17 protein-coding genes are annotated in these 26,688 nt (G+C 64.8%); 10 read left to right on the top strand and 7 right to left on the bottom strand.

Annotation, left to right across the window (positions count from 1 at the left end; genetic code table 11):
* Positions 1 to 182: 182 nt before the first annotated feature.
* From AC13GF_RS18680 to AC13GF_RS18645, 8 genes are all read left to right on the top strand, one after another.
* Positions 183 to 2,972 carry a TonB-dependent receptor plug domain-containing protein gene (locus tag AC13GF_RS18680; RefSeq protein WP_483005607.1) on the top strand — a complete coding sequence of 930 codons (2,790 nt, stop codon included), beginning with the start codon at positions 183 to 185 and terminating at the stop codon, positions 2,970 to 2,972.
* A 342-nt stretch (positions 2,973 to 3,314) separates the two neighbouring features.
* Positions 3,315 to 6,122 (top strand): TonB-dependent receptor domain-containing protein, encoded by a 2,808-nt coding sequence (locus tag AC13GF_RS18675; protein WP_483005606.1) that lies wholly within the window; start codon positions 3,315 to 3,317, stop codon positions 6,120 to 6,122.
* Between the two features lie 166 nt (positions 6,123 to 6,288).
* Positions 6,289 to 8,316: an alpha/beta hydrolase family protein gene (locus AC13GF_RS18670; RefSeq protein WP_483005605.1), complete on the top strand. Its 2,028-nt coding sequence runs from the start codon at positions 6,289 to 6,291 to the stop codon at positions 8,314 to 8,316.
* 187 nt (positions 8,317 to 8,503) lie between these two features.
* Positions 8,504 to 11,356 (top strand): TonB-dependent receptor domain-containing protein, encoded by a 2,853-nt coding sequence (locus tag AC13GF_RS18665; RefSeq protein ID WP_483005604.1) that lies wholly within the window; start codon positions 8,504 to 8,506, stop codon positions 11,354 to 11,356.
* A gap of 190 nt (positions 11,357 to 11,546) precedes the next feature.
* On the top strand, positions 11,547 to 13,649 hold the full coding sequence (locus tag AC13GF_RS18660) for a M13 family metallopeptidase (protein ID WP_483005603.1): 2,103 nt from the start codon (positions 11,547 to 11,549) through the stop codon (positions 13,647 to 13,649).
* 222 nt (positions 13,650 to 13,871) lie between these two features.
* On the top strand, positions 13,872 to 15,878 hold the full coding sequence (locus AC13GF_RS18655; RefSeq protein WP_483005602.1) for a M13 family metallopeptidase: 2,007 nt from the start codon (positions 13,872 to 13,874) through the stop codon (positions 15,876 to 15,878).
* Positions 15,879 to 16,005: 127 nt separating this feature from the next.
* Positions 16,006 to 16,500: a VOC family protein gene (locus AC13GF_RS18650; protein WP_483005601.1), complete on the top strand. Its 495-nt coding sequence runs from the start codon at positions 16,006 to 16,008 to the stop codon at positions 16,498 to 16,500.
* 76 nt (positions 16,501 to 16,576) lie between these two features.
* Complete coding sequence (locus AC13GF_RS18645; RefSeq protein ID WP_483005600.1) at positions 16,577 to 18,166, top strand: phytoene desaturase family protein; 1,590 nt, start codon at positions 16,577 to 16,579, stop codon at positions 18,164 to 18,166.
* 190 nt (positions 18,167 to 18,356) lie between these two features.
* Here AC13GF_RS18645 and AC13GF_RS18640 read toward each other — a convergent pair whose 3' ends face one another.
* From AC13GF_RS18640 to AC13GF_RS18610, 7 genes are all read right to left on the bottom strand, one after another.
* Positions 18,357 to 19,031, bottom strand: coding sequence for a rhomboid family intramembrane serine protease (locus AC13GF_RS18640; RefSeq protein ID WP_032128229.1), 675 nt, complete (start codon positions 19,029 to 19,031; stop codon positions 18,357 to 18,359).
* A 93-nt stretch (positions 19,032 to 19,124) separates the two neighbouring features.
* Positions 19,125 to 19,553 (bottom strand): MGMT family protein, encoded by a 429-nt coding sequence (locus tag AC13GF_RS18635; protein ID WP_483005599.1) that lies wholly within the window; start codon positions 19,551 to 19,553, stop codon positions 19,125 to 19,127.
* Positions 19,460 to 20,380, bottom strand: coding sequence for a DMT family transporter (locus tag AC13GF_RS18630; RefSeq protein WP_029550870.1), 921 nt, complete (start codon positions 20,378 to 20,380; stop codon positions 19,460 to 19,462). The genes AC13GF_RS18635 and AC13GF_RS18630 overlap by 94 nt, the downstream gene beginning before the upstream one ends.
* A 161-nt stretch (positions 20,381 to 20,541) precedes the next feature.
* The gene (gene gorA / locus AC13GF_RS18625; RefSeq protein ID WP_483005598.1) at positions 20,542 to 21,900 is read right to left on the bottom strand and encodes a glutathione-disulfide reductase; all 1,359 of its coding nucleotides are present in this window, start codon (positions 21,898 to 21,900) and stop codon (positions 20,542 to 20,544) included.
* Entirely contained in the window at positions 21,897 to 23,147 is a 1,251-nt protein-coding gene (locus AC13GF_RS18620) for an NAD(P)/FAD-dependent oxidoreductase (RefSeq protein ID WP_483005597.1), read from the bottom strand. Before AC13GF_RS18620 ends, gorA begins: the two co-directional genes overlap by 4 nt.
* A 3-nt stretch (positions 23,148 to 23,150) precedes the next feature.
* Positions 23,151 to 24,395: a DUF418 domain-containing protein gene (locus AC13GF_RS18615; protein ID WP_483005596.1), complete on the bottom strand. Its 1,245-nt coding sequence runs from the start codon at positions 24,393 to 24,395 to the stop codon at positions 23,151 to 23,153.
* 99 nt (positions 24,396 to 24,494) lie between these two features.
* Positions 24,495 to 24,977 carry an FKBP-type peptidyl-prolyl cis-trans isomerase gene (locus tag AC13GF_RS18610; RefSeq protein WP_483005595.1) on the bottom strand — a complete coding sequence of 161 codons (483 nt, stop codon included), beginning with the start codon at positions 24,975 to 24,977 and terminating at the stop codon, positions 24,495 to 24,497.
* Between the two features lie 73 nt (positions 24,978 to 25,050).
* Here AC13GF_RS18610 and AC13GF_RS18605 point away from each other — a divergent pair, with 73 nt between their 5' ends.
* Together AC13GF_RS18605 and AC13GF_RS18600 are read left to right on the top strand one after the other, a co-directional pair.
* The gene (locus AC13GF_RS18605) at positions 25,051 to 25,629 is read left to right on the top strand and encodes a C40 family peptidase (protein ID WP_197657280.1); all 579 of its coding nucleotides are present in this window, start codon (positions 25,051 to 25,053) and stop codon (positions 25,627 to 25,629) included.
* A 131-nt stretch (positions 25,630 to 25,760) separates the two neighbouring features.
* Complete coding sequence (locus AC13GF_RS18600; RefSeq protein WP_005414115.1) at positions 25,761 to 26,534, top strand: C40 family peptidase; 774 nt, start codon at positions 25,761 to 25,763, stop codon at positions 26,532 to 26,534.
* Positions 26,535 to 26,688 lie beyond the last annotated feature (154 nt).

Genomic DNA, 26,688 nt, shown 5'->3' with positions numbered 1-26,688 from the left:
GAGCATCATACAAGCTGGACGTAACCTGACTGAAATTCAGGATTGCTACAGATTCGTGCACAGATTGTTAAGTTCATGTTACGTTCGACCCGCACTGTTTTGGGCTGCGGAGCTGGCATTTCCAGCCCGCGCGATGGCGCATGCGCAGTGCCGTTTTTGTTTTTGCTCTCCAATGGAACTACATGAACTACGTAAGCAACACCGCACGTCGCAACACGCTCGCCGTCGCCCTGATTTCCGCTCTGATGGCCGCCGCCCCGGCAATGGCCCAGGACAAGGCGACCAACCTGGACAAGATCACCGTCACCGGTTCGCTGATCCCGCAGACCCAGGTTGAAACCCAGACCCCGGTGATGTCCATCACCGCCCAAGACATCCAGACCCGCGGCTTCAGCAGTGTTGCTGAAGTGCTGCAGCAGTCGTCGCTGACCACCGGCGGCCTGCAGGGTGGCCAGACCTCGGGGTCGTTCACCCAGGGCGCCGAAGCCGCCGGCATGTTCGGCCTGAACCCGGGCTACACCAAGTACCTGATCAACGGCCGCCCGATGCTCTCGTATCCGGCGCTGTACAACGGCAGCGAAACCTTCAACAACATCAGCGGCATTCCGATCGACATCGTCGAGCGCATCGAAGTGCTGCCGGGCGGCCAGTCCTCGCTGTACGGCTCGGACGCGATCGCCGGTGTGGTCAACATCATCCTGAAGGAGCGCATGGACGGCGGCACCATGACCCTCCGTGGCGGCACCTACACCGAAGGCGGTGGCAGCAACATCCGCTTCAGCGCCGCCAAGGGCATCAACGCCTTCGACGACCGCTTCCATGCACTGTTCAACGTGCAGATCGAAAACGGCAGCCCGATCTGGGGCTACCAGCGCGACATCACCCGCCAGAACAACCCGGTCGGCTACACCGCCCAGGTTCCGTCGAACGACTTCGCCGTCATCACCAACGCTGACAACAAGCTGCTGATGATGGACCCGAGCCGTTGCGCCAACGTCGCTGGGCTGTATGACGGCACCACCGTGGTCGGCCAGCGCGCGTCGGGCGAGTCCTGCGGTTCGGTGTACAGCGCCGGCTACAAGACCCTGAAGAACGGCAAGAACAGCGGCCAGTTCTACTCGTCGATGACCTTCGACGTGAACGACAACTTCCAGCTGTTCGCCGACGTGCTGTACAGCAAGGAAAAGACCGAGTTCACCTCCGGCTCCAGCGCCCTGTGGTGGGGCACCAAGTCGGTGATGGGCGGCTTCTACGACCAGGGCTCCGGCAAGGTCGTGAACCTGCAGCGTGCCTTCGCTCCGGAAGAAATCGGCCCGGGTCACTACAACAACATCATGAACTCCGATGAAAGCCGTGCCTACCAGGTCACCCTGGGCGGCAAGGGCATGGTCGGCGACTGGGACTACAGCGCCAGCTTCACCCGTGGTGAGTACCGCCTGGACCAGAACCGCTTCGTGCGCTGGAAGGACAAGATCGAAGATTTCTTCGGCCAGACCGTGCTGGGCCCGCGCCTGGGCACCTCGGCTGGCGGCTTCGGCATCTACAACCCGGACTACGCGGCCTTCTACTCGCCGATCACTCCGGACCAGTTCGCCAGCTTCACCGGCTACGGTACCCATCGCAGCAAGACCTGGCAGAACCTGGGCCGCGTGCAGGTGACCAACGGCTCGCTGTTCAGCCTGCCGGGCGGTGACGCCGGCCTGGCCGTCGTGCTGGAAGGTGGCAGCGAAGGTTGGGACTACTCGCCGGACCAGGCGTTCGTTGATGGCAATGTGTGGGGCACCACCGCCGTCGCCGGCGCCGGCCACCGCAGCAACTATGCGGTCACCAGCGAACTGCGCATGCCGCTGCACGACAAGCTGACCGTCAGCGCGTCGGGCCGCTATGACGCCTTCAAGATCGCCGACAAGACCGTCGACAAGGCCACCTACAGCATCGGCCTGGAATTCCGTCCGATCGAGAGCCTGTTGCTGCGCGGCAAGTACGGTACCGCCTTCCGCGCGCCGACCCTGTCCGATGCCTTCCAGGGCATGAGCGGTTCGTACGCGTCCGGCCAGAACGACTACTACCGCTGCAGCCAGATGGGCTATGGCCTGCGTGACGAGGCCTGCTCGTTCTACAAGAACACCTCGGTGTACAGCGAAAAGTCCGGCAACCCGGACCTGAAGCCGATCACCGCCGATGTCTGGAGCGCAGGCGTGGTGTGGGCCCCGGTCAGCAACTTCTCGCTGTCGGCCGACTACTACAACTGGAAGATCAAGAACGAGGTCAAGACCCTCAGCAGCGACCAGCTGCTGCTGGCCGAGTACCAGTGCCACAATGGCCTGCCGAACAACACCTCGGCCAGCTGCGGTGACGTGACCAACTGGGTGTCCCGCGATGCCGGTGGCAACCTGACCCGCGTGTACACGCCGAAGCTCAACGTTGCCAGCCAGAACCTGGAAGCGGTGACCGTGGCGGCCAAGTACCAGCAGGATATCGGCCGCTTCGGCTCGCTGATGTTCTCAGGCAACTACACCAACATGCTGAAGCGTGAAGTGCAGCCGATGCCGGGTGCCGCCAAACTGGATCTGCTGAGCGATCCGTACAACATGTGGTACTACGACAACTTCGCCAAGGTCCGCGGCGATCTGTCGGTGGCCTGGAACATCGCCAAGTTCACCACCACCGTGTACGCCAACTACGTCGGCAGCACCCCGAACTACCTGGCCTACACCGGCCGCAGCTACGGCTACGTCCACTCCTCCGGCGCCAAGGCCGGCAAGTGGGGTTCGTACACCACGTACAACCTGAGCATGAACTACCAGGCACAGGAAGATCTGGTCCTGTCGCTGATGGTCAACAACGTGTTCAACAAGCTGCCGGAAGGCCAGCGCTACAACTACCCGGGCAACGAATCGACCCCGTTCAATGACGGCTTCTACAGCGTCTACGGCCGCCAGATCTCGGCCCAGGTCAAGTACAACTTCTGATCCCGTCGTTTTCCGGACTTCGTGTCTGGACCAGGCCCCGCTTCGGCGGGGCCTTTTTTTTGGTTCCAGGAAGCCTTCGGTAAAGCACTGATGCAGAAGCAGCAAATGCACTACGAAAGAATGCCCTTTATATCGCCATCTTTTGAAACACTCCAAAACAATTGGCGTTAGTCATTGATATGGCGCCATTTTTCAGGTGAAACCCCGATTGACAAAATGACGATGGCGTGCTCCCTGCGTTAAGTGCGTGTTACGGTCCAACTGAATGGAATGCAACTGAACAGATCGTTAAGCCGACACGGAAGCCGGTAGCCAAGACATCGCTCACTACGGGGATTTTCCATGTCTCGCCATCGTTCCACACTCTCGCGCCACCCACTGACACTCGCCCTCCTCGGCACACTGCTCGCCTCCGGCACGGCCCTGGCGCAAAGCGGCAATGCACCGACCCAGCTTGACCGTGTGACGGTCACAGGTTCGCTGATTCCGCAGACCGAGATCGAGAACCACACGCCGGTCCTGACCGTGACCGCCGAGGACATCCAGACCCGCGGCTTCACCAGCGTTGCCGATGTCCTGCAGCAGTCCTCGCTGTCCACCGGCGGCCTGCAGGGCGGCCAGACCTCGGCCTCGTTCACCCAGGGTGCCGAAGCCGCCGGCATGTTCGGCCTCAGCCCGGGCTACACCAAATACCTCATCAACGGCCGCCCGATGCTTTCGTATCCGGCGCTGTACAACGGCGGCGATACGTTCAACAACATCAGCGGCATTCCGATCGACATCGTCGAGCGCATCGAGATCCTGCCGGGTGGCCAGTCCTCACTGTATGGTTCCGATGCGATTGCTGGCGTGGTCAACATCATCCTCAAGGAACGCATGGATGGTGGCGTCCTCAACGTCCGCGGCGGCGCCTACAGCGAAGGCGGCGGCAACAGCTTCCGACTGAGCGGCGCACGCGGGTTCAACGGCGTCGATGACCGCTTCCATGCGCTGGTCAACGTGCAGTACGAAAAGACCAGCCCGATCTGGGGTTACCAACGCGATCTGACCAAGGTCAACAATCCCGACGGTTACAGCCCGCAGTACGTCTCCAACGATTTCCTGGTGCTGCTGCCGGCTGCCAACAACGCCTACGCCATGATGGACCCGAACCTGTGCGCCAATGTGGCCGGGCAGTTCGATGGCACCACCGTGCTCGGCACCCGGCCCACCGGCCAGGCATGTGGCTCGACCTATGGCACCGGCTACAAGACCATCAAGAACGGCAAGGAAAGCGCGCAGATCTACAGCTCTGCCACCTTCGACGTGAATGACAATTTCCAGCTGTTCGGCGATGCGCTGTACAGCCTGGAAGAGGTCAAGTACGCGACGGGTTCCGGCTACACCTGGTGGGGCACCTCTTCCGGCTGGGGCCGTTTCTACGACCAGGCCAGCGGCCAGTACATGAACCTGCAGCGGGTGTTCGCCCCGGAAGACATCGGCGGGGCCGGCTACCGCGACATCATGAACACCGACCGCAACAAGGCCTACCAGGTGACGCTGGGCGGCCGCGGCACGGCCGGCAACTGGGACTACAGCCTCAGCTTCACCCGCGGCGAGTACAAGCTGACCGAGCGCAACTTCGTGCGCTGGAATGACCCGATCAACGATTACTTCGAACAGCGCGTGCTCGGCCCGGTGCTGGGAACCACCAGCACCGGCTACGACATCTACAGCCCGAACTGGGAAGCCTTCTACGCGCCGCTGCCGGCCGGTGACTTCCAGACCTTCACCGGTTACAGCTACAGCCAGAGCCGCACCTGGCAGAACCTGGCCCGTGCACAGGTCACCAATGGATCACTGTTCAAGCTGCCCGGCGGCGACGCCGGCCTGGCCGTGGTCGTTGAAGGTGGCAGCGAAGGCTGGGACTACAGCCCCGATCCGGGCCTGATGGATGGCAGCGTCTGGGGCACCACGGCGGTCTCCGGTGCCGGTCATCGCAGCAACTACGCCGTGACCGGCGAGCTGCGCCTGCCGCTGCATGACACGCTGACAGTCACCGGCTCCGGCCGCTACGACGCCTTCAAGATCGGCAGCAACACCGTCGACAAGTCCACCTACAGCATCGGCATCGAGTTCCGCCCGATCGAGAGCCTGCTGTTCCGCGGCAAGTACGGTACTGCGTTCCGCGCGCCGACCCTGTCCGACGCGTTCCAGGGCCGTAGCGGCTACTACGCCAACGGCTCCACCGATTACTACCGTTGCGGCCAGTTGGGCTACGACCCGGCCAACACCACCGGTTGCCCGTATGACAGCGTCTCGGTGTTCGGCACCCGCGCCGGCAATCCGGACCTGGAACCGATCACCGCCGACGTCTGGAACGCAGGTGTTGTGTGGGCACCGATCAACAACCTGTCGCTGTCGGTGGACTACTACAACTGGAAGATCAAGAACGAGGTCGATACGCTCAGCTCCGACCAGCTGCTGCTGGCCGAGTACTACTGCCGTGGCGGCCAGGCCAACAACACCTCGGCCAGCTGCCAGAACGTCAACGACTGGATCACCCGCGATGCGTCCGGCGTGCTGGACGAGATCTACACCCCGAAGATGAACGTCGCCCGCCAGAACCTGGAAGCGCTGACCGCCAGCTTCAAGTACGTGCACGACATGGGCCGCTTCGGTTCATTGCAGTTCTCGGGCAACTACACCGACATGCTCAAGCGCGAACTGCAGCCGCAGCCGGGCGATGAGTTCCTGGACCTGCTGCGTGACCCGTACGCGATGTGGGTATACGACTCGTACGCCAAGGTGCGCGCCGATGGTTCGGTCGGCTGGGCCAAGGACAAGTGGACCACCACCCTGTACGCCAACTACATCGGCAGGACGCCGAACTACATGGCGTACGTGGGCAATGGCTACGACTACGTCCACAGTTCCGGCTACAAGGCAGGCAAGTGGGGGTCCTACACCACCTACAACCTGAGCGTGAACTATCGCGCGCTGGACAACCTGACCCTGTCGCTGATGGTCAACAACGTGTTCAACAAGATGCCGGACAACCAGCGCTTCAGCTTCGCCGGCACCAGCGGCCAGCCGTACAACAACTACCTGTACAACGCCTACGGGCGTGCCATCTACGTGCAGGCCAAGTACGAGTTCGGCGGCAACTGATCTCCGCCCTCGCCACACCGAAGACCCCGCCCCGGCGGGGTCTTTCTTTGGGCTTCCTCCCCCGGCAGGACCGATCCACAGGGCTTTCACGCCAAGTTGACTCGCCCCACGTCTTCGTTCATCTTCAGGTCATATTGATGCGCCCGCCACAAGGACCCTGCCGACCATGGAACTGCGCTTGACCCCTGCCCGCCTTGGCGCCGCCGCACTGGCGGCGCTGTGCATTGCCCCTGCCCTCGCAAGCCCTCTGCCAGCCGAGGATTTCGCCAAGATCCCAACCATCCAGTCGGTCACCATGAGCGCCGACGGCAAGCAGTTGGTGGCCATCGTCGCCGCGCCCGGCAGCGACAACAGCGATACCGCCCTGGCCAACTGGAACCTGGATAACCTCGGCGCCGGTCCGGTCGCCATCACGCCATCCGGTGACCGGATGAAGTTCATCGCGGCAAGCGCACTGAAGGCGGGACGCAACCTCGTCATCGGACGCCAGGAATGGACAGGCAAACTCGGTGGCTGCGGTGAAGGCAACAGTACAGGAGCCACCAAGACCTTCCTGACCAAGGCCTACCTCACCGACGCCACCCAGACCAAGTTCGACGAGGCATTCGCCAACAACACCCGCACGCTAGGGGTCAGCCCCGAGACCCTTCGCTGCCTCGAGCTTGCGGGTACCGCCTCGCTCGTCCATGGGCTGCCGTTGGATGCAGACAGGGTCATCATCAGTCAGCTCAACGAAGCCACGCTGCAGGCCAACTACTACCGCTTCAACCTGCGCACCGGCCAGACCGAACTGCTGTTCAAGGGCAGTTCGCGCACATCACCCGGCCTGTTCCACCCCCGGACAGGTGAAGTCCTGACGCAGACCCAGGTCGAATCCGCCGGCTCCGACGATTTCGAACAGCGCATTCTGATCAAGAACAGCGCCGGCCAGTTCGAAGTGCACGCCCCCCTGACCACCCGACTGAGCGAACGCTATACGGTGGAAGTCGTCGGCATAGACGATGACAGCGGCAAGCTGTACGTGCTGACCGACCAGTTCTCTGACCTGGTGCAGGCGCGACTGTACGATCCCGCCAAGAAGGAGTTCGACAAGGAGCCTCTGGCCGCACATCCATCCTTCTCGATCAGTTCACTGATCCTGGGCACGCGCAAGAGCAACTTCAACCAGGTCCTCGGCTTCTATATCGACGGTCCCCAGCGGCAGGCCGTGTACGTGGATCCGCAGATGAAGGCCCTGCAGGAGGGCCTGCAGAAGGCCTATCCCGGCCTGAGCATCTACATCACCGGTTACAACGACGACCTTTCGCGCGTCCTGTTCACCACGGAGAGCAACCGCAACCCGAAGAGCTACTTCATCCTGGCCGATCGCAAGGATGTCGTGCCGCTCGGCAATGAGCGCCCCTGGGTGGACAGCAAGCAGATTGGCGAACAACGCTGGGTGACCTACACCGCACGCGATGGCCTGCAGATTCCGGCGATTCTGGACCTCCCGCCGGGCTGGAAGCAGGGCGACGGCCCGCTGCCGGCACTCGTGCATCCGCACGGCGGGCCGTGGGCGCGCGACTACACCGGCTGGGATGCATCAGGCTGGGTACCGTTCTTCACTTCGCGCGGCTACGCCGTGTTGCGCCCGCAGTACCGCGGCAGCTCTGGCCTTGGCCGCAAGCTCTGGCTGGCAGGTGACGCCGAGTGGGGCCAGAAGATGCAGGACGACAAGGACGACGGCGCCGCCTGGCTGGTCTCGCAAGGCATAGCCGCCAAGGACCGGATCGCGATCTTCGGCTATTCCTATGGTGGTTTCGCGGCTGCCGCTGCAACGGTCCGGAGCCCATCGCCCTATCAGTGCGCCATCGCTGGTGCCCCGGTCACCGATCTTGGCCGGCTGGGTACCTCCTGGAGCCAGAACCGCCTGCAACGCATTCTGCAGGGGCGCACGGTGAAGGGCATGGACCCGATGCAGAACACCGCGAAAGCCACGATTCCTCTGCTGACATTCGTCGGCGACCGTGACGTACGCACGCCATCCTTCCATGCGAGGAACTTCTACAACGGCGTACAGGGCAAGGTGCCAGCCCGGTTCGAGCTGATCCCCGACATGCCGCACAGCATGCCGTGGTACCCCGTGCACTTCAGGACCACCCTGACGCTGATGGCCGACTACCTGGCCAAGGACTGCGGCCCCGGCGGCCTCTGATCCGTCCCCAGCATCCGGCGTCCCCCATCAAGCCCCTGCCCGCGCGGCAGGGGCTTTTTCATGCGCGAATTCCTGAATTCCCCCTTACTAACAACAAGTTAAGGAGCCCTATCATTCATGTTGCATTTACTTTACGCGGCACATACACTCCATTAACCGAAGCATAACAAGTGGGGATCAAAACGAAATGCGCACCGCCAACCGCCAAACCAAGCCAAGCCGCGTCCCGTTGACTCTTGCCGTGCTGGCCTGCCTGCAGGTCGCACCGGCTCTGGCCCAGGAATCCACCCAGCAGGAAGCAAAGGCGTCAAGCACTTCAAGCGCTTCCACCCGCGCAACCGACCTTGACAAGGTCACGGTCACCGGCTCTCTGATCCGCCGCGCGGACTACGAGACCACCTCGCCGGTGTTCACCATCAACGCCGAAACCAATGCCAAGCAGGGCCAGGTCAACGTGGCCGAGTTCCTGCAGAAGTCGGCCATCGGTTCGGCCGAAACCCAGATCACCCACCAGTTCGGCGGCTTCGTCGTGGACGGCGGTACCGGTGTGCAGACGGTTTCGCTGCGTGGCCTGGGCGCAAACCGCACCCTGGTGCTGCTCGATGGCCAGCGCCCCGGACCGGCCGGTACCCGTGGCGCCGTCGGCGCCTTCGATCTGAACGTCATTCCCACCGCCATCCTGCAGCGCGCCGAGATCGTGAAGGACGGTTCGTCCTCCATCTATGGTTCCGACGCCGTGGCCGGTGTGGTCAACCTGATCACCAAGAAGAACATCGAGCGCCCGGAGCTGACCGTGACCGGCCGCGTGCCGACCGAAGGCGGCGGCGAAGTGTTCTCGGCGTCGCTGGCCAATGGCTGGAACTTCGAGAAGGGCAGCGTCGTGGCTGCCGTCGAGTGGTACAAGCACTATGAGCTGACCCGCGGCGACCGCGACTATCTGAAGTGCGGCAACGACCTGATCAAGGACGCGGACGGCAACCGCATCGATCGCGAAGATCGCTCGGTCAACGCCGGCACCCCGCTGGCTGGCTGCAACAACATGCTTCACAACGTGGTCGACATCGGCAGCACCCGCTATGTGCCGTCGGGTGATGGCACCACTGTTGGCCCGCTGCCGGGCTACCGCCCGCGCACGACCCAGACCTATGCGCGTGGCCAGGCCTTCTACGATGAGCCGTTGAACTTCGCCCGTTGGAACGAGGGCCAGATCATCAACCAGCAGGAACGCAAGACGGTCTACCTGGCAACCGATTTCGGCTTCGATTCGGTCAACTGGAAGACGCAGTTCCTGTTCAACCGCCGCGAAACCGAAACGTTCGCCTGGCGCCAGTTCTTCCCGTACGCATACCTGCCGGGCACCCGCATCGAAGCCAATCCGGTGATGCTGTTCAAGTCGCAGCAGGATGTGACCGTCGACTATTTCTATGCCGCCACCAAGCTTGACGGCCTGTTCAAGGGCACCGACACCTGGGCATGGGAAGTCAATGCGAACTTCAGCCATTCCAAGGGCAAGTACGGCAACCTCGCCATCCAGGCGTCCAAGAGCGGCGATCTGGACTACACCGATGCTCCTCCGGCGGTGAACTACTTCGATCCGGACTACCTGAGCGGCCGCAAGGTCGATGAACTGGTCGACAAGCTGGGCGTCTGGGACTGGGGCAAGACCATCTACAAGCAGGCCACCATCAACGCCGTCGTCAGCGGCGACCTGTTCGAGATGCCGGCCGGTGCGGTCGGTTTTGCCGGCGGCCTGGAATACCGCTACTACTCGATCAACGACCAGCCGGGCGAACTGTCGCGCGCCGGTGACATCTGGGGCTCGTCGTCGGCTGATGTGACCAAGGGCAACGACAAGGTCAAGGAAGCCTTCGTCGAGCTGGACGTTCCGCTGCTGAAGGGCCTGCCGGCGGTGGAATCGCTGAGCCTGAACGCCTCCGGTCGTGTGTTCAAGTACGACACGGTGTCCGGTTCGGACAACGTCTGGAAGGTGGGCCTGAACTGGCAGGTCATCCCCTCGGTGCGTCTGCGTGGCTCGATCGGTACTTCCTACCGTGCTCCGGGCCTGTATGAACTGTACCTGGGCAACCAGACCGGCTTCTTCTCGCAGGCGAACGACCCCTGCGTCCGCTGGGGCGAAAGCTCCAACAGTGCCTATCAGACCAACTGCGCCGCGGCAGGCATCCCCGCCGACTATGCGGGCGGCGGCTCCAGTGGCACGGTATACGCCACCGGTGGTGGTAGCGGCCTGATTCCCGAAACCTCGCGTGCGAAGACCGCGGGTATCGTGTTCACTCCGACCTTCGCCAACCTCAGCGTCGCCATCGATTACTTCGACTATGAAGTGAAGGATGAAATCGCCCAGCTCGGCAGCACCAACATCATGCGCGGCTGCTATGGCGGCACGGTGTACCCGAACAGCTACTGCGACCTGCTGAAGCGCAACCCGGCTACCGGCAACCAGCCGTATGCGGTGACCGAGATCCAGAACAAGTACATCAACATCAACAAGCAGCGCACCCGTGGTTACGACCTGACCGCCAACTTCGATCACGACTTCTCGTTCGGCAAGTTCTCGGCCGAGACCCAGGTCACCTACACGATCGAAGACACCCAGGAAGTGTTCTCCAGTGCGGCTGCAAGCGGCCTGGAATCCTCGGAGCTGCTGGGCGACATCGGCCGTCCCAAAGTCGTGGGCAACCTGGCATTGAGCCTGACCCGTGGCGACTGGTCGTTCAACTGGCTGACCACCTATATCCACAAGACCGAAGACATCGACCTGAACCCGGTGTACACCTACCAGGGCCGTCCGAACTCCTACCGTGACATCGTTGCCGATTCGCGCACGTACCACACCGCGTCGGTCAGCTACGCGCAGGCCGACTGGGAAATCCTGGTGGGTGTCAGCAACATCTTCAACAAGACCCCGCCTCTGATCTCCACCGGCGTCAGCGATGCCCGCTACGGCAACATTCCGGCATTCGCGACCCAGTACGACCTGTACGGCCGCACCCCGTTCGTGCGTCTGAAGTACAAGTTCTGATCCACGCCTGATCGCAGTACCCCGACAGACCCGGCTTTTGCCGGGTCTGTCTTTTCCGGGCCACCAAGCGCCCCCCTTGCGCCCGCCCATGACCTTCGACACCCTTGCAGGGCAGGCCGGCGGCGTATTGTTCGGCCCACGGCCGTCCCCGCGGCCCTTCCCTGACTCACTCGGCCTGGAGGCCATCAAAGTGACCCGTACTCCCAAGATCGTGCTGCTGACCCTGGCCGTTTCGGCCGCGCTGGTCGGCTGCGGCAAGAACGAAACCCCGGCCAAGGACGCCACCGCCTCCACGCCGGCTGCCACCGAAGCCACCCAGTACACCCTGGACGAGAGCAAGCTGCCGGCCTACAACGCCTTCCAGCCCAGCGATCTGGATGCCAGCAAGGACGCCTGTGGCGCCTTCGGCGACTACGTGAACAGCAAGTGGCTGGCCGCCAATGAAATTCCGGGCGACCGCACCAGCTGGGGCGCGTTCACCATCCTCGACGAGCGTTCGGTGGCCGTGCAGCACCAGCTGGCTGAACAGGTCGCGCAGGTCAAGAACCCGAACCACATCGAGAAGATCGTCGGCGACCTGTGGGCCACCGGCATGGACGAAGCCAAGATCAATGCCCAGGGCATCGAGCCGCTGAAGGCCGACCTGACGGCAATCGATGGCCTGCAGGACAAGGCGGCCATCGCCGACTACCTGCGCAGCAGCGCGGCCAAGGGTGACAACGTCCTGTTCGGCTTCGGCGCCGAAGCCGACTTCAAGAACTCGGCCGTCAACCTGGCCTACGCCAGCCAGGGCGGCCTGGGCCTGCCGGACAGCACCTACTACACCGATGCCAAGAACGCCGACAAGCTGAAGGCCTACCAGGCGCACGTCGCCAAGGTGCTGGAACTGTCCGGCGTCGCCGCTGCCGACGCTGCCAAGCAGGCCGAGGACGTGGTCAAGTTCGAGACCCGCCTGGCCAAGGCCTCCAAGTCGCGCGTCGAGCTGTCGCGCAACGTCGAGCTGTACTACAACCCGGTCACCCTGGCCGACGCCGACAAGCTGACCCCGAACTTCAGCTGGACCGAGTTCTTCAAGTCGCAGGGCGTGGCCGCACCGGAGAAGTTCTCGCTGGCCATGCCGGCCTTCCATGAGGAAGTGAGCAAGGCACTGGGCGACACCGATCCGTCGGTGTGGCGTGCCTACCTGCGCTTCCACACCGTGGACAGCGCCTCGCCGTACCTGGCCGATGCCTTCGTGCAGGAGAACTACGAGTTCTACGGCAAGACCCTCAACGGCCAGAAGGAACAGAAGCCGCGCTGGAAGCGCGTGCTGGGCACCATCGAGAATGATGCCGGTGAAGCCTTCGGCCAGCTGTACGTGAAGGTTGCCTTCTCGCCGGAAGCCAAGGCGAAGATGGAAGAGCTGGTGAAGAACCTGGCCGCCTCGCTGAAGGAACGCATCCAGGGCCTGAGCTGGATGAGCGATGAAACCAAGGCCAAGGCCATCGCCAAGTGGGAAACCTTCACCCCGAAGATCGGTTACCCGGACAAGTGGCGTGACTGGGCGGGCCTGCAGACCCAGCGCGACAGCTACCTGGGCAATGTGCGCGCGGCCAGTGAGTTCAACTACAAGTTCAACCTGTCCAAGATCGGCAAGCCGGTGGACAAGACCGAGTGGGGCATGACCCCGCAGACGGTCAACGCCTACTACAACCCGCTGCAGAACGAGATCGTGTTCCCGGCCGCCATCCTGCAGCCGCCGTTCTTCGATCCGAAGGCCGACGACGCACTGAACTATGGCGGCATCGGTGCGGTGATCGGCCACGAAATGACCCACGGTTACGACGACCAGGGCGCACGTTTCGGGCCGACCGGCAACATGGAAGACTGGTGGACCGCCGCTGACAAGAAGAACTTCGAAGGCCTCACCGGCAAGCTGGTCAAGCAGTTCGACCAGTACAAGGTCGACGGCCAGGCCGTGAACGGCCACCTGACCCTGGGCGAGAACATCGCCGACCTGGGCGGCCTGGCTACCGCCTACGACGCGCTGCAGAAGGCCTCCGCCGGCAAGGAAGATGCAAAGGTCGATGGCTTCACCCGCGACCAGCGCTTCTTCTTCAACTGGGCCACCGTGTGGCGCACCAAGTACACCCCGGAAAACGCCAAGGTCCGCCTCGCAACCGACCCGCACGCGCCGGCGCAGTTCCGCGCCATGGGTGCGCCGTCGAACCTGCCGACCTTCGCCGCCGCGTTCCAGTGCAAGGCCGGTTCGCCGATGGCCCGTGCTGGCGAGCAGCAGGTGGTGATCTGGTAAGCCACGGCTGACGCTGTTGCAGACCTGCAAAGGCCCGGGAATTCCCGGGCCTTTGTTTTTCCGGGGTGTCTTTCATCCACGCATGGCGTGGATCTACTGATCCCGGCGCTCCCCGGTAGCTGCCGACCTTGGTCGGCGAATGCACCGCGACGCGTGCATGCCGCGTCGATGCCCGGCTTGCTATAGTGCGCGCGCCCTCAATCCATCACGGATTCGTTCCACATGCCCAACTTCCGTCCGCTTGCCATCGCCCTGGGCATCAGCCTGGCGACCCTGGTCCCGACCCACGATGCGTTCGCTGCCAAGAAAAAGGCCGCGCGTGCCCCGGCTGTCAGTGCCCAGTGCAGCGACTTCTATGACGCCACCAATGCAGGCTGGCTGAAGGCCAACCCGGTGCCGCAGACCGGCGCCACCACCGCGCTGGGCCAGCTGGTCGACCGCAGCCGCCAGCAGCAGCGTGAACTGCTCGACGCAGCGATGAAGGCGCCGCAGGGCAACGTGCAGAAACTGCTGGGTGACTTCTGGGCCAGCGGCCTGGACGAAGCTGCCGTGGAAGCAGACGGCTCCAACCCGATCGCCCCGCTGCTGACCCGCATCAATGCCATCAAGAAGGCCAAGGATGTGCCGGCCTCGATCGCCGCGCTGCACCAGGTCGGCATCCCGGTGGCATTCAACTTCGGCCCCGACGTCGATCTGAAGGCGCTGGACCGTCACATCGGCTACTTCATGCAGGGCGGCATGGGCCTGCCGGACCCGGCGTTCTATACCCGCACCGACGCCGACACCGTGGCGCTGATGGGCCGCTACCGCAACTACGTCAAGCAGATCCTGGCGCTGACCGGCACCCCGGCGGCCAAGCTGGATGCCGAGTCGCAGGCGGTGATCGCGCTGGAAACCGAGCTGGCGCGCAATGCACAGTCGCTGGCCGGCATCAACAACCCGTTCAACAACTACGCGCCGATCTCCACCAAGGAGCTCAACAGCCGCTACCGCAACCTGCAGCTGGATGCCTTCCTGAAGGCACAGGGCGTGGATGACGATCTGGTCTCGCTGGCCGACCCGGGCCTGTTCAAGCAGCTCGACGGCATGGTCACCAAGCTCAAGCCGGACCAGTGGAAGGCCTACCTGCGCTGGCGCGTGGGCGACTCGATGGCGCCGTACCTGTCCAAGGCCTACCGCGACGCCGAATTCGAATTCCGCGGCCGCGTGCTGCGTGGCGAAACCCTGCCGCCGCAGCGCTGGGAAGACGTGCTGGAGGCGATCAACGTGGCCGCCGGCCCGATGGTCGGTCGCGAATACGCCGCCCGTTACCTGTCCGCCGAAGATCGTCGCCAGGCGGCGTGGATCGTCGACAAGGTGCGCGAAGTGCAGATCGAAGCGGTCAAGAACAGCAGCTGGATGAGTGCCGAAGCCAAGACCGAAGCGCAGGCCAAGCTGGCCGCGCTGAAGATCGAGATCGGCACCCCGCTGCGCGACCTCGACTACAGCGTGCAGCCGATGGGCCGCGGCTCGTTCGGCGGCAACATGCTGATTGCTTCGACCTGGCGCCATCGCGAGGAAATGAAGCGCATCGGCAAGGGCAACGCCGACCGTCGCTGGGACGTGCTGCCGCAGCAGCCTTCGCTGGCCTACGACCTGGCGCAGAACCGCCTGATCGTCACCGCCGCGATCCTGCAGGGCCCGGTGTTCAACGCCAAGGCCGATGCTGCCGACAAGTTCGGCAGCTTCGGTGGCCTGGTCGGCCACGAACTGACCCGTGCCATCGATGCCAAGGGTGCACTGGTCGATGCCAAGGGCGAGCTGCGCAGCTGGTGGACCCCGGCCGACAAGACCGCCTGGACCCTGCTCGGCAACCGCGTGGCCGCGCAATACAGCGCCTACGACTTCCCGGGCGTGAAGGGTGCCAAGGTCAACGGCACGCTCACCCAGGAAGAGAACCTGGCCGACATCGCCGGCCTGGAACTGGCCTGGGCGGCGTATGTCGCGCAGGAGCCGAAGGCCAAGCAGGCGCAGCAGCAGGGCTTCTTCCGCGCCTGGTCTGCGCTGTGGGCGCAACAGCTGGCGCCGAACGAGGCCGTGCGCCGCCTGACCGCCGACATCCGCGCACCGGGCCTGTGGCGCAGCAATGGCACGCTGGCCAACCTGCCGGCGTTCGGTGCTACTTTCAGCTGCAAGGCCGGCCAGCCGATGCAGCGCAGCGAAGCCGAGCAGATCAAGGTCTGGCGCTGAGCCAGCTGCCACACGGGTAATGCAGAGGGCGCCTTCGGGCGCCCTTTTCTTTTTGCGGGTGCAGCACGATCCCGGGTTAACACCCGGCGTGCTATCGCTGCGGCTTCGTCCATCGCGGAGCCCCGACATGGCACACAAGAACACGATCTGTGTCTGGTATGACAACGGCGCGCTTGAGGCTGCCACCTTCTATGCCAGCATCCTGCCCGACAGCGCGGTGACCGCCGTGCATCACGCACCTGGCGACTACCCCGACGGCAAGGAAGGCAATGTGCTGACCGTCGAATTCACCGTCTGCGGCATTCCCTGCGTCGGCCTCAACGGCGGCACCGCGTTCAAGCACAGCGAAGCCTTCTCCTTCCAGATCCAGACCGAAGACCAGGCCGAGACCGACCGCCTGTGGAGCGCGATCGTGGACAATGGCGGCCAGGAGAGCCAATGCGGCTGGTGCAAGGATCGCTGGGGCATTTCCTGGCAGATCAGTCCACGCATGCTGATCGAAGCGGTGACCAGCAAAGACAAAGCGCTGGCCAAGCGTGCCTTCAACGCGATGATGCCGATGAAGAAGATCGACATCGCCACCATCGAAGCAGCGATCCAAAAAGGGGACGGAGGGGATTAAGTCGTTTCTCCCCATTACCGCTGGCCCCATGCGAATTGCGACTTAATCCCCTCCGTCCCCTTTTCCAGAGGTGCTGATGTCCTGGGATGCGATCATCATCGGCGGTGGCCACAACGGCCTGGTCTGCGCGGCTTATCTGGCGCGCGCTGGCAAGCAGGTACTGGTACTGGAACGTCGCGGCGTCCTTGGCGGCGCTGCGGTCACCGAGGAATTCCATCCCGGCTTCCGCAACTCGGTGGCGTCCTACACGGTGTCATTGCTGCAGCCGAAGGTGATCGACGACCTGCAGCTGCATGCGCATGGGCATGGGCTGCGCATCGTCGCGCGTCCGGCCAACAACTTCCTGCCATTGCCCGACGACCGCTACCTGTTGTCGGCACCTGGCCGCACTCAAGCCGAAGTCGCTAGATTCTCCGAGCGGGATGCACAGCGCCTGCCCGCGTACGAAGCACGCCTGGAGATCTTCGCCGATGTGCTGCGCGCGTGGGCCCTGCGTGCGCCACCGGACCTGGGCGTGGCGGGTGGTTGGCGTGCGCTGCCCGCACTGTGGCAGATGGGGAAGCTCGGCCGCGAACTGGCGGCGCTGGATGCACCGCTGCGGCAGGAGCTGCTGGACCTGTTCACGCTGTCGGCGGCGGAGTACCTGGACCGCTGGTTCGAGAGCGAGCCGATCAAGGCGCTGTTCGGCTTCGATGGCATCGTCGGCAACTATGCCAGTCCATACACACCGGGCAGTGCCTACGTGTTGCTGCATCACGTGTTCGGCCAGTGCAATGGTGTGAAAGGTGCATGGGGCCATGCGATTGGCGGCATGGGCGCGATCAGCCAGGCCATCGCCGCGGCCGCACGTGAGGCCGGTGCGGAACTGCGCGTGGACGCCGGCGTGCAACGCGTACTGATCGAACAGGGTCGTGCTGTGGGCGTGGAGCTGGCCAACGGCGAAACCCTGCGTGCACGCGCGGTGGTCGCCAACGTCAATCCGAAGCTCCTGTACGAACAGCTGCTGGAGCCGGCGCTGGTACCGGCTGCCACACGCGAACGCATGACGAACTGGCGCTGCGGTTCCGGCACCTTCCGGATGAACGTGGCGCTGTCGCGGCTGCCGGACTTCCGTGCCCTGCCCGGCCCGGGCGATCACCTCAGCGCCGGCATCATCATGGCACCCAGCCTGGACTACATGGACCGCGCCTGGCTGGATGCGCGCCGCGACGGCTGGTCGCGCGAACCGATCGTGGAAATGCTGATACCCAGTACGCTGGACGATTCACTGGCGCCGCCCGGGCAACATGTGGCCAGCCTGTTCTGCCAGCACGTGGCACCGGTGTTGCCTGAAGGCCGCCATTGGGATGATCACAGGGAGACAGTGGCCGACCTGATGATCGCCACCGTCGAACGGTATGCGCCCGGCTTCACCGCCAGCGTGCTCGGTCGGCAGGTGTTGTCACCGCTGGATCTGGAACGCACCTTCGGCCTGGTCGGTGGCGACATCTTCCACGGCGCACTGAGTGCCAACCAGTTGTTCTCGGCGCGGCCGATGGTCGGCCAGGCCGGCTACCGCGGCGCCCTGCCCGGCCTGTACCTGTGTGGGTCGGGAACACATCCCGGTGGCGGCGTCACCGGTGCGCCCGGGCACAATGCCGCGCAGGTGGTGTTGCAGGATCTGTAGAGCCACGCCATGCGTGGAGGCGCGTGTATTCCATCGCCTGCATTACCTGCTGTTGGTAGGTGCCAACCTTGGTTGGCGCGAGGCAGCAGAAGCGATTGCCAACCGGGGTTGGCATCTACCGACATGATCCTGTCCAAAGCGTGCCAACCAAGGTTGGCACCTACCCGCGTGAAGCGTGGCGCATAGCACCTCACTTCACGCTGCGCAGATGATTCGGGCGCTTCGGTGGGCCGGGCGGGCGGCGCTTGTTGAACGGCGATTGCCCGCGCCAGTAACGGATCAGCAACCAGCCGAACAGCATGCCGCCCAGGTGCGCGAAGTGGGCCACGCCCGGCTGCCAGCCGGTCATGCCCAGCACCAGTTCGCCCACGCCGAACAGGATCACGAAGGTACGCGCCTTCATCGGGATCGGCGGGAACAGCAGCATCACCCGTTGGTTGGGGAACAGCATGCCGTAGGCCAGCAGCAGGCCGAACACGCCGCCGGAGGCACCCAGCACCGTCGCCGGGTTTTCCAGCAGCGTACCCACCAGCAGCTGGCAGACACCGGCACCGGCCACGCACACCAGGTAATACAGCAGGAAGCGCTTCTCGCCCCAGGTCTGCTCCAGCGGCGCGCCGAACATGAAGACCGCCAGCATGTTGAAGAACAGATGGCCGAAGCTGCCATGCAGGAAGCCATAGGTCAGCAGCTGCCACGGCTGGAAGTTGCCACCCGGCGAGAACGCATCGAAGCCCTGCTGCAGCGGTTGCAGCATGAACGGCTCGAAGGTCTGCATGCCGAGCAGGAACGGCTGCTGCAGCAGGAACAGGATCGCGTTGGCGATCAGCAGGGCCTTGGTGACGGTTGGCAGTCGCGGGAACATGGGAGCACCGGCATGGAACGGCCTCCATCATAGCCGCAGCACCGTGTCTTGTTGGCGACCGGCAGGCGCGGCCTGTTCAGTCGCCAGCGGTGCTCAGCCCGGTCCCCACACGGCGGCATCCAGCGCCGCCGCCGGATCGGTGGCCGGCATCCGCACCCGGCCGTTCTCCACCACCACGCCCTCCGCGCGCAACCGCTGTGACTGCTCGCGCCAGCCGGCCGACCCTTCTTCCATGGCGATGCGCCCATCCGAGCGCAGCACGCGGTGCCAGGGCAGGTCCGGGTCGTCGTTCTGGCCAAGGATGCGTGCGGTCAGCCGCGCACGCCCGGGCAGGCCCGCGCGCATCGCTACCTGCCCATAGCCCATCACCTGCCCCACGGGGATCGCGCGGATCACCGCCAGGATGCGCGCACGCGCCTGCTCCGGTGTCAGCGCCGCAGGCGGGTCACCAGCAGTACGCCGATCAGTACCAGCACGGTGCCGGCGATCTGCGCCGGCCCCATCGGTTCGTCGAGCAACCATAGGCTCATCACGATCGTGGAAACAGGGCCCAGCATACCGACCTGCGCGGCCAGCGACGAACCCACGCGCTGCACCGCCAGCATGATCGCCAGCACCGGCAGCACCGTGCACACGGTGGCATTGACCAGCGACAGCCATTGCACCGGCGCCGGTGCCTGCCACAGCAACGGCAGCGGATGGGTCACCGCGAAATGCAGCAGCACCAGCACGCTGGCCACACAGCTGGCGTAGGCGGTCAGCCGCACCGCACCGATGCGCGCGACCACCTGCCCACTGCCGAACAGGTACAGCGCGTAGCTGAGCGCACTGCCCAGTACCAGCAGGCTGCCGACGATGATCTGCCCGCCCTCGCGCTGCAGATCGTGGCCGAAGGCGAGCAGCACGCCGAGGTAACTCAGCACCAGCGCGCCGATCTGCCACCGGCCCGGCCGCTGGCGCGCCAGCAACACATTGATCAGCAGCACCAGGGTCGGGTTCAAGTAAAGAATCAGGCGCTCCAGGGTCACGCTGATGTACTGCAGTCCCTGGAAGTCGAGCAGGCTGGACAGGTAGTAGCCGGTGAAGCCCAGCCACAGCACGCGGGCGCGGTCGGCCCAGGACAGTGGTTCAGCCCGACGCGCGGCCCACAGCGCCATCAAAACGAACAGCGGCAGCGCCATCAGCATGCGCAGGGCAAGCAGCGTGGTGGCATCCACGCCGTGACGCAGGCCGAGCTTGACGATGATCGCTTTGCCGGAGGCAGCAATGGCGCCGATCGCAGCCAGGCCGATGCCACCCAGCGCGATGCGAGGGGAAGCGGTTGCGATACGGGAAGCGGGGCTGGACATCAGGACGACGGCGGGCCGCATAGGGCGGCCCGGAAACGCATGGGGGGCGCCCATTATCGCATGGGGACGCCAGGTGACCTGTAGAGCCGAGCCTGCGCTCGGCTGCACCATGTCTGCACGGAACGCAGCCGAGCATAGGCTCGGCTCTACAACCGCCCGGCTCAGCGCATCAGCACCACTTCCTCGGCCGAGGTCGGGTGGATCGCCACGGTGTCGTCGAACTGGGCCTTGGTCGCGCCCATCTTCACCGCCACCGCAAAGCCCTGCAGGATCTCGTCGGCCGCTTCGCCCAGCAGGTGGATGCCCACCACCCGTTCTTCCGGACCGGCACAGACCATCTTGAACAGGCTGCGCTGGGTACCGTTGGCCAGTGCCTGCAGCATCGGGCGGAAACGGCTGTGGTAGACGCTCACCTGGTCGAAACGAACACGCGCTTCTTCCTCGCTCATGCCCACCGCGCCCAGTGGCGGATGCGAGAACACCACGCTGGCCACGTTCTCGTAATCCATCTTCGACTGCGGGCGGCCACCGAACAGGCGGTCCATCAGCCGCCGCGAAGCGGCCACCGCCACCGGGGTCAAGCCGACCTTGCCAGCGATGTCACCCACCGCATGCACGCTCGGCACACACGTGGTCTGCCATTCGTCCACCTGCACCTGCTGGTGTTCGCCAATGCCGATACCGAGCGCTTCCAGGCCCAGATCACGGCTGTTGCCGCGGCGGCCGGTGGCAAAGAACACCGCGTCGAACACGCTGTCGAGCGGGCCATCATGGCCGAATGCACGTACGCGTTCGCCATCGCGCTGAAGTTCGCGCAGGCGATAGCCGAAATGGATGCGCACGCCCTGCTGCTTGAGGTTTTCGGCCAGCTGATCGGTCAACTCGTAATCGAAGCGCTCCAGCAGCCGCTGGCCGCGCACCAGCAGGCTGACCTTGCTGCCCAGTGCCTGCAGCAGGCCGGCCAGCTCCACCGCGATGTAGCCGCCACCGATGATCGCCACCTCGGCCGGTGCCGCGCGCAGATCGAAGAAATCATCGGAGACCAGGCCCAGTTCCGCGCCGGGAATGTCGGGCCGCAGCGGGTGCGCGCCGGTGGCGATCAGGATGTGCTCGGCGCTGTAACGCACGCCATCGCTGCAGGCCACGGTATGCGCATCGAGCAGATGACCGCGCGCCGGAATGCGCACCACGCCGGTTTCGTCCAGGCGCTTGTGATAGCTGGTGTGGATGTTGCTGATATAGGCCTGGCGGTGGATCACCAGTTCCTTCCACGACAGTGCCGGGCGCGCTTCGACATTGAAGCCCATCGCACTGGCCAGGCCGATACGCTCATGCAGGTCTGCCGCCAGCCACATGGCCTTCTTCGGCACGCAGCCGACATTGACGCAGGTCCCGCCCAGTTCACCAGGCTCCAGCATCGCCACGCGCTTGCCGTGCTGCGCGGCGCGGATCGCGCCGGCCAGGCCGGCGGAGCCGCCGCCAAGGACGATCAGGTCGTAATCATAGGGTGCTGTGCTCATCGGAATCGCTCGGGTCGGTAAGGGGCAGGATCGATCGCCGGCGTGCGGCCGCAGACGAGATCGGCGATCAGCTGGCCGGTGCCGGCGCTCATGCTGATGCCGAGCATGCCATGTCCCGCTGCAAGCCAGACGTGAGGATGCGCGGGTGCACGGCCGATCAACGGCACGTCGTCCACGCTCATGGGGCGCCAACCGCACCACTGCTCCTGCAGCTGCGCACCGCGCGGCGCACGCAGGTAGTGTTCGGCAGCGTGCTGCAGGGCCTGCAGGCGGGTCGTGCGCAGCTGCGGGTCGGCACCGGCGAATTCCATGGTGCCGCCCAGTCGCAACGCCTCGCGCCAGGCAATCACGAACACGGAATGGTCCTTCAGCACGACTGGACGCTGCGGCACCTGCGCCGGTCGTGACCAGGTCAGCGAGTAGCCCTTGCCAGGTTGGATCGGCACGCGCAGATCCAGTTGCCGCGCCCAGCGCGGTGACCACGGCCCGGTCGCCAGCACCAGCTCGCGCGCCTGCAGCATGCGTTCACCGACTCGCACGCGCACCCCCTGCGCGTCGGCGCTGAAATCCTGCACGTCCGACTGCTCTTCGATCACCACGCCCTGTGCGCGCAGCACGCGCGCAAGTTCGGCGGTGTAGCGGTCCGGACGCAGCTGCGCATCGCCGGGGAAGTGGATCGCACCGGCAAGGCGATCATGGAACGCCGGATTGTCGCGCGCATAGTCGGCGCCATCGATGCGCGCCGTGGCAACACCCTGTGCGTTCAGCGCCTCACACTCGGCAGCGTGGTGATCGAAATTGCGGGCGTCACCGAACACATAGTCCAGACCGCGCGCCTCGAACTCGCAGTCCAGCGCATGCGTCTGCACCCACTGCGCCAGGCGCAGCCGTGAATCATTCAACAGTGCGCCGCGTGCCCGTGTGGCGTGCAGCCAGTCGCGTGCGTTGCAGCGCGCCCCGAACTGCAGCAGCCAGCGCCACAATGCTGGGTCCAGGCGTGTACGCACGTACAGCGGTGCACGCGGATCGAGCATCCAGCGCAGCGCACGCAACGGCACGCCAGGCGCTGCCAACGGCGGCGCGTGGCTGGGGGTAATGGTGCCGCAGTTGCCATGCGAGGTCGCGCCGCCGACACGCCCACGGTCGATCACACGTACCTGCCGCCCCTGCGCACGCAGCGCCAGCGCGGCGGCCAGTCCAACGGCACCGGCGCCGACCACGATCACATCTTCGCGCGCGCCCTGCATCGATCAGCCCTGCCCGGCCTCGCGCCGCATCGGCGGCCACTGCCGGTAGGTCATCGCACGCCACAGCCATTCCATCGGGCCAAAGCGGAAGCGGCGCAACCAGGCGTGCGAAACGGCCACCTGCACGGCAAACAACAGCAGCGCGAACAGCAGCTGCACGCTGCGCGGCATCAGCTCGAAGCCGCCCAGGCCATAGTGATAGAACAGCCAGGTACACAGCAGCGACTGGCCCAGGTAGTGGGTCAACGCCATGCGCCCGACCTGTGCCAGCCAGGCCAACCGCGCACGCCAATGCTCGATCCACGCCAAGTAGCCCAGGCACATCGGCAGGCCGCCAATCGTCACCAGTGCCATTGCGGCTGTCACCGCCAGGTCGTAGGCACCCGGTGCCAGGTAGGGTTTCCAGGCAACCCCCAGCAGCGTGACCACCAGGCCCAGTGGCAGTGCCACCCAACGCAGCACCGCGTACAGCCGCGGGAAGCGCTCAGGCGCCGACAGCGCACCGCTGCCGGCAAACCAGCTGCCGATCAGGAACATGCCCAGCACTTCCGGGCCGGTGATCAGCATCGCCCCCATCGACGTGCCGAACTCGCTCAGCCGCTGCACATTGGCCTGCATCCAGCTGCCCTGCCCATAGACCTGCCGCTGCAGCTCGATGCTCTGCTGCGCGTCGGTGAGCATCTTCTGCACGTCCTCCGCCGAAGCCATCGACACCATCGCGCCCACCAGCAGCATCATCGCCACACCGCCGAGATAGACCGTCACACCCATCCACGGCAGCCAGCTGCGCGGCGCCTCGCGGCAGGCCAGCAACGGCAACGAGACCAACGCGTACATCACCAGGATGTCGCCGGACCAGACCAGCAGCGCGTGGCACAGGCCGATCAGCAGCAAGCCAGCGCTGCGGCGCAGGTAGAACGGGGTGAAGTCACGCCCGGCAGCCTCGGCGCGCTGCGCCATCACCGCGAAGCCGGCGCCGAACAGCAACGAGAACAGGGTGAAGAACTTGCCCTGCACGAACACGTAGACAAAGGCATCGGCCCAGTAATCGATACCCTGCCAATGCACGTCGATGCCGGTGAAGGCCAGGTCCAGCGGTCCGCTGAAGGCCTCGATGTTCATCAGCAGGATGCCCAGCAGCGCAGCACCGCGCAGCACGTCCAGCACGGCGATGCGTTCGCCGGAAGCCACCGGCTGCAGGGAAGGAGAAGCGGCGTTCACGGGGCGTCCGTCGGGCAGGTCCGCCATTATGCCGCCGGCCCACACACCATGGATGGCCGCGCCGTGTTCCAGAAACGCAACGGCCCGCCGAAGCGGGCCGTTGCTGCCATCACGATCGCGCTGCGATCAGTGCTGGTGGCCGCCGTCGCCGTGGACGTGGCCGTGGTCGATCTCTTCCTTGCCGGCTTCGCGCACATCGACGATTTCCACGTCGAAGTGCAGGTCCTTGCCGGCCATCGGGTGGTTCAGGTCGACGTCGACGACGCTCATGCCGACCTTCTGCACGGTCACCGCACGCGGGCCGAAGTTGGTCTGCAGCACGACCTGCTGGCCCGGAGCCAGCTTGGTGTTGCCGAAGTGCTTCTTCGGCACACGCTGGGACAGGCCCTCGCGGCGCTCGCCGTAGGCATCGGCAGCGGTGACGTCGACGCTGAAGGTCGCGCCGGCTTCCTTGTCCATCATGGCGTTTTCCAGGCCCGGGATGATGTTGCCGTGGCCGATCAGGATCGCCAGCGGCTCGCCGCGCTCCTTGGACGATTCGATCGGCTCCTGGCCGACTTCGGAAACGGTGTAGTGGAAGCGGACAACGCGGTCTTTTTCGATCTTCATGCGCAACTCTGTCTGGATCTGCCGGAGGCAGGCGGGTTGGGGCGGGTTGTCGCCCGGCGGGGACGCCGCCATCATGACGGCCAATCCTAAGGTGGCGCATTATCCGGAGATCATGCACATCACGCCAGTTTCGTCCGGCCTGCGCCGGCTCCTCGCCCCGGCCCTGCTGCTGGCCCTGCCCCTGCTGATGACCGCCTGCGGCGGCGGCAAGGCCACCCGCCCCGCGCCACCACCGCCAACCGCGAACTGGCCGAAGACCGTGCCGGACAATCCCGAGGCGGCCAACTCGGTGCTGATGCGAGCCATCAGCCTGGTCGGCACCCCCTATCGCTATGGCGGCAATACCCCCGACTCCGGCTTCGACTGCAGCGGCCTGGTCGCCTACGTCTACCGCGAGATGCTGGACCTGAAACTGCCGCGCACCTCGCGCGACCTGGCGGCGGTACAGGGCCCGAAGATCGACCCGCAGCGTCTGGCCACCGGCGACCTGGTGTTCTTCGGCAGCCGCGGCAGCGTCACCCATGTCGGTATTTATGTGGGTGAAGGGCGCTTCGTGCATGCGCCGAGCACCGGCGGCACGGTACGCCTCGACTCGCTCAGCGGCCCCTACTGGAAAGACCACTACACCGGCGCGAAACGTGTCCTTCGCTAAAATGAACAGGCGATATGTTCAAAACTGTGACGCCCATCACCATGAAACTAACGGTTTGCTAACGGAATTTTTAACTTATTGCCGCTTTTACAGGGCATGATGCCCCATCGTTTTTTTCCTGTGACCGACGCGTGACGACTGACGACCTGAAAAGCGAAGGCCAGACTTCCGTATCTTCACGTAGTGCCCGCCCGCTGTTACTTGGCCTGGCACTGTGTCTGACCAGCCTTCCGGCCTGGTCGCAGACTGCTCCGAACCGTTCCGATGTGACCCCGGCCCCGGTGGCCGAGAGCACCGCCCGACCGGCCGCCAAGGCCGAGGCCGCCGCTCCGCAGCGCAGCCGCGTCGATGCCGCCGCCAGCGCCACGCTGGCCGCCCTGCTGCCGCACCTGGCCGCCAACGACACCATTCCACTGATGGACCGCTCGGCCGTGGTGGCCGGTGACCTCAGCCGCCTGCTTGCCAACTACGACACCAGCAGCGCCGCCAATGGCAGCGTTGTCGGCACCGCAGCCGACAACGGCAAGGTGCAGTCGCTGCTGCGCCGTGCGATGACCCTGCTGGGCACCCCGTACCGTTGGGGTGGCAGCAACCCGGACAGCGGCTTCGACTGCAGCGGTCTGGTCGGCTATGTGTTCCGCTCGGCCCTGGGCATCGAGCTGCCGCGCGTCTCGCGCGAAATGGCCCACGATGACAACGCCGAACTGATCAACGACCGCACCGCGCTGGCGGCGGGCGACCTGGTCTTCTTCGGCCGCAAGGGCCGCGTCGACCACGTCGGCATCTATGTCGGCGATGGCCGCTTCCTGCACGCACCGAGCTCGGGCAAGGACGTCCGCGTGGACACCCTGCTCAGTGGCTACTGGGGCAACAAGTTCATGCAGGCCCGCCGGGTCGACCTCTGACCCGCTGGCGCTACGGCGCCGCCTGAGAGACAAGAAGCCGCTGCCCTGCAGCGGCTTTTTTGTTGGGCCCGCGCAATGGTGGGTAGCTGCCGACCTTGGTCGGCACTGCCTCCATCCACGCGTGGCGTGGATCTACTGTGGCTCTGCTCCGGGG

Source organism: Stenotrophomonas sp. 22LJNL06-5-1 (assembly GCF_056861455.1).
This window is presented reverse-complemented; position numbering and strand designations above follow the sequence as displayed.

What these genes read in the sequence shown, in the direction of transcription:
- AC13GF_RS18635 (WP_483005599.1), bottom strand. Translation starts at nt 19,553, where the DNA reads ATGGTTGCTCGACGAACCGATGGGGCCGGCGCAGATCGCCGGCACCGT.
- AC13GF_RS18680 (WP_483005607.1), top strand. Translation starts at nt 183, where the DNA reads ATGAACTACGTAAGCAACACCGCACGTCGCAACACGCTCGCCGTCGCC.
- gorA (WP_483005598.1), bottom strand. Translation starts at nt 21,900, where the DNA reads ATGAGCACAGCACCCTATGATTACGACCTGATCGTCCTTGGCGGCGGC.
- AC13GF_RS18605 (WP_197657280.1), top strand. Translation starts at nt 25,051, where the DNA reads ATGACGGCCAATCCTAAGGTGGCGCATTATCCGGAGATCATGCACATC.
- AC13GF_RS18615 (WP_483005596.1), bottom strand. Translation starts at nt 24,395, where the DNA reads ATGGCGGACCTGCCCGACGGACGCCCCGTGAACGCCGCTTCTCCTTCC.
- AC13GF_RS18650 (WP_483005601.1), top strand. Translation starts at nt 16,006, where the DNA reads ATGGCACACAAGAACACGATCTGTGTCTGGTATGACAACGGCGCGCTT.
- AC13GF_RS18640 (WP_032128229.1), bottom strand. Translation starts at nt 19,031, where the DNA reads ATGTTCCCGCGACTGCCAACCGTCACCAAGGCCCTGCTGATCGCCAAC.
- AC13GF_RS18670 (WP_483005605.1), top strand. Translation starts at nt 6,289, where the DNA reads ATGGAACTGCGCTTGACCCCTGCCCGCCTTGGCGCCGCCGCACTGGCG.
- AC13GF_RS18665 (WP_483005604.1), top strand. Translation starts at nt 8,504, where the DNA reads ATGCGCACCGCCAACCGCCAAACCAAGCCAAGCCGCGTCCCGTTGACT.
- AC13GF_RS18655 (WP_483005602.1), top strand. Translation starts at nt 13,872, where the DNA reads ATGCCCAACTTCCGTCCGCTTGCCATCGCCCTGGGCATCAGCCTGGCG.
- AC13GF_RS18675 (WP_483005606.1), top strand. Translation starts at nt 3,315, where the DNA reads ATGTCTCGCCATCGTTCCACACTCTCGCGCCACCCACTGACACTCGCC.
- AC13GF_RS18620 (WP_483005597.1), bottom strand. Translation starts at nt 23,147, where the DNA reads ATGCAGGGCGCGCGCGAAGATGTGATCGTGGTCGGCGCCGGTGCCGTT.
- AC13GF_RS18645 (WP_483005600.1), top strand. Translation starts at nt 16,577, where the DNA reads ATGTCCTGGGATGCGATCATCATCGGCGGTGGCCACAACGGCCTGGTC.
- AC13GF_RS18630 (WP_029550870.1), bottom strand. Translation starts at nt 20,380, where the DNA reads ATGTCCAGCCCCGCTTCCCGTATCGCAACCGCTTCCCCTCGCATCGCG.
- AC13GF_RS18610 (WP_483005595.1), bottom strand. Translation starts at nt 24,977, where the DNA reads ATGAAGATCGAAAAAGACCGCGTTGTCCGCTTCCACTACACCGTTTCC.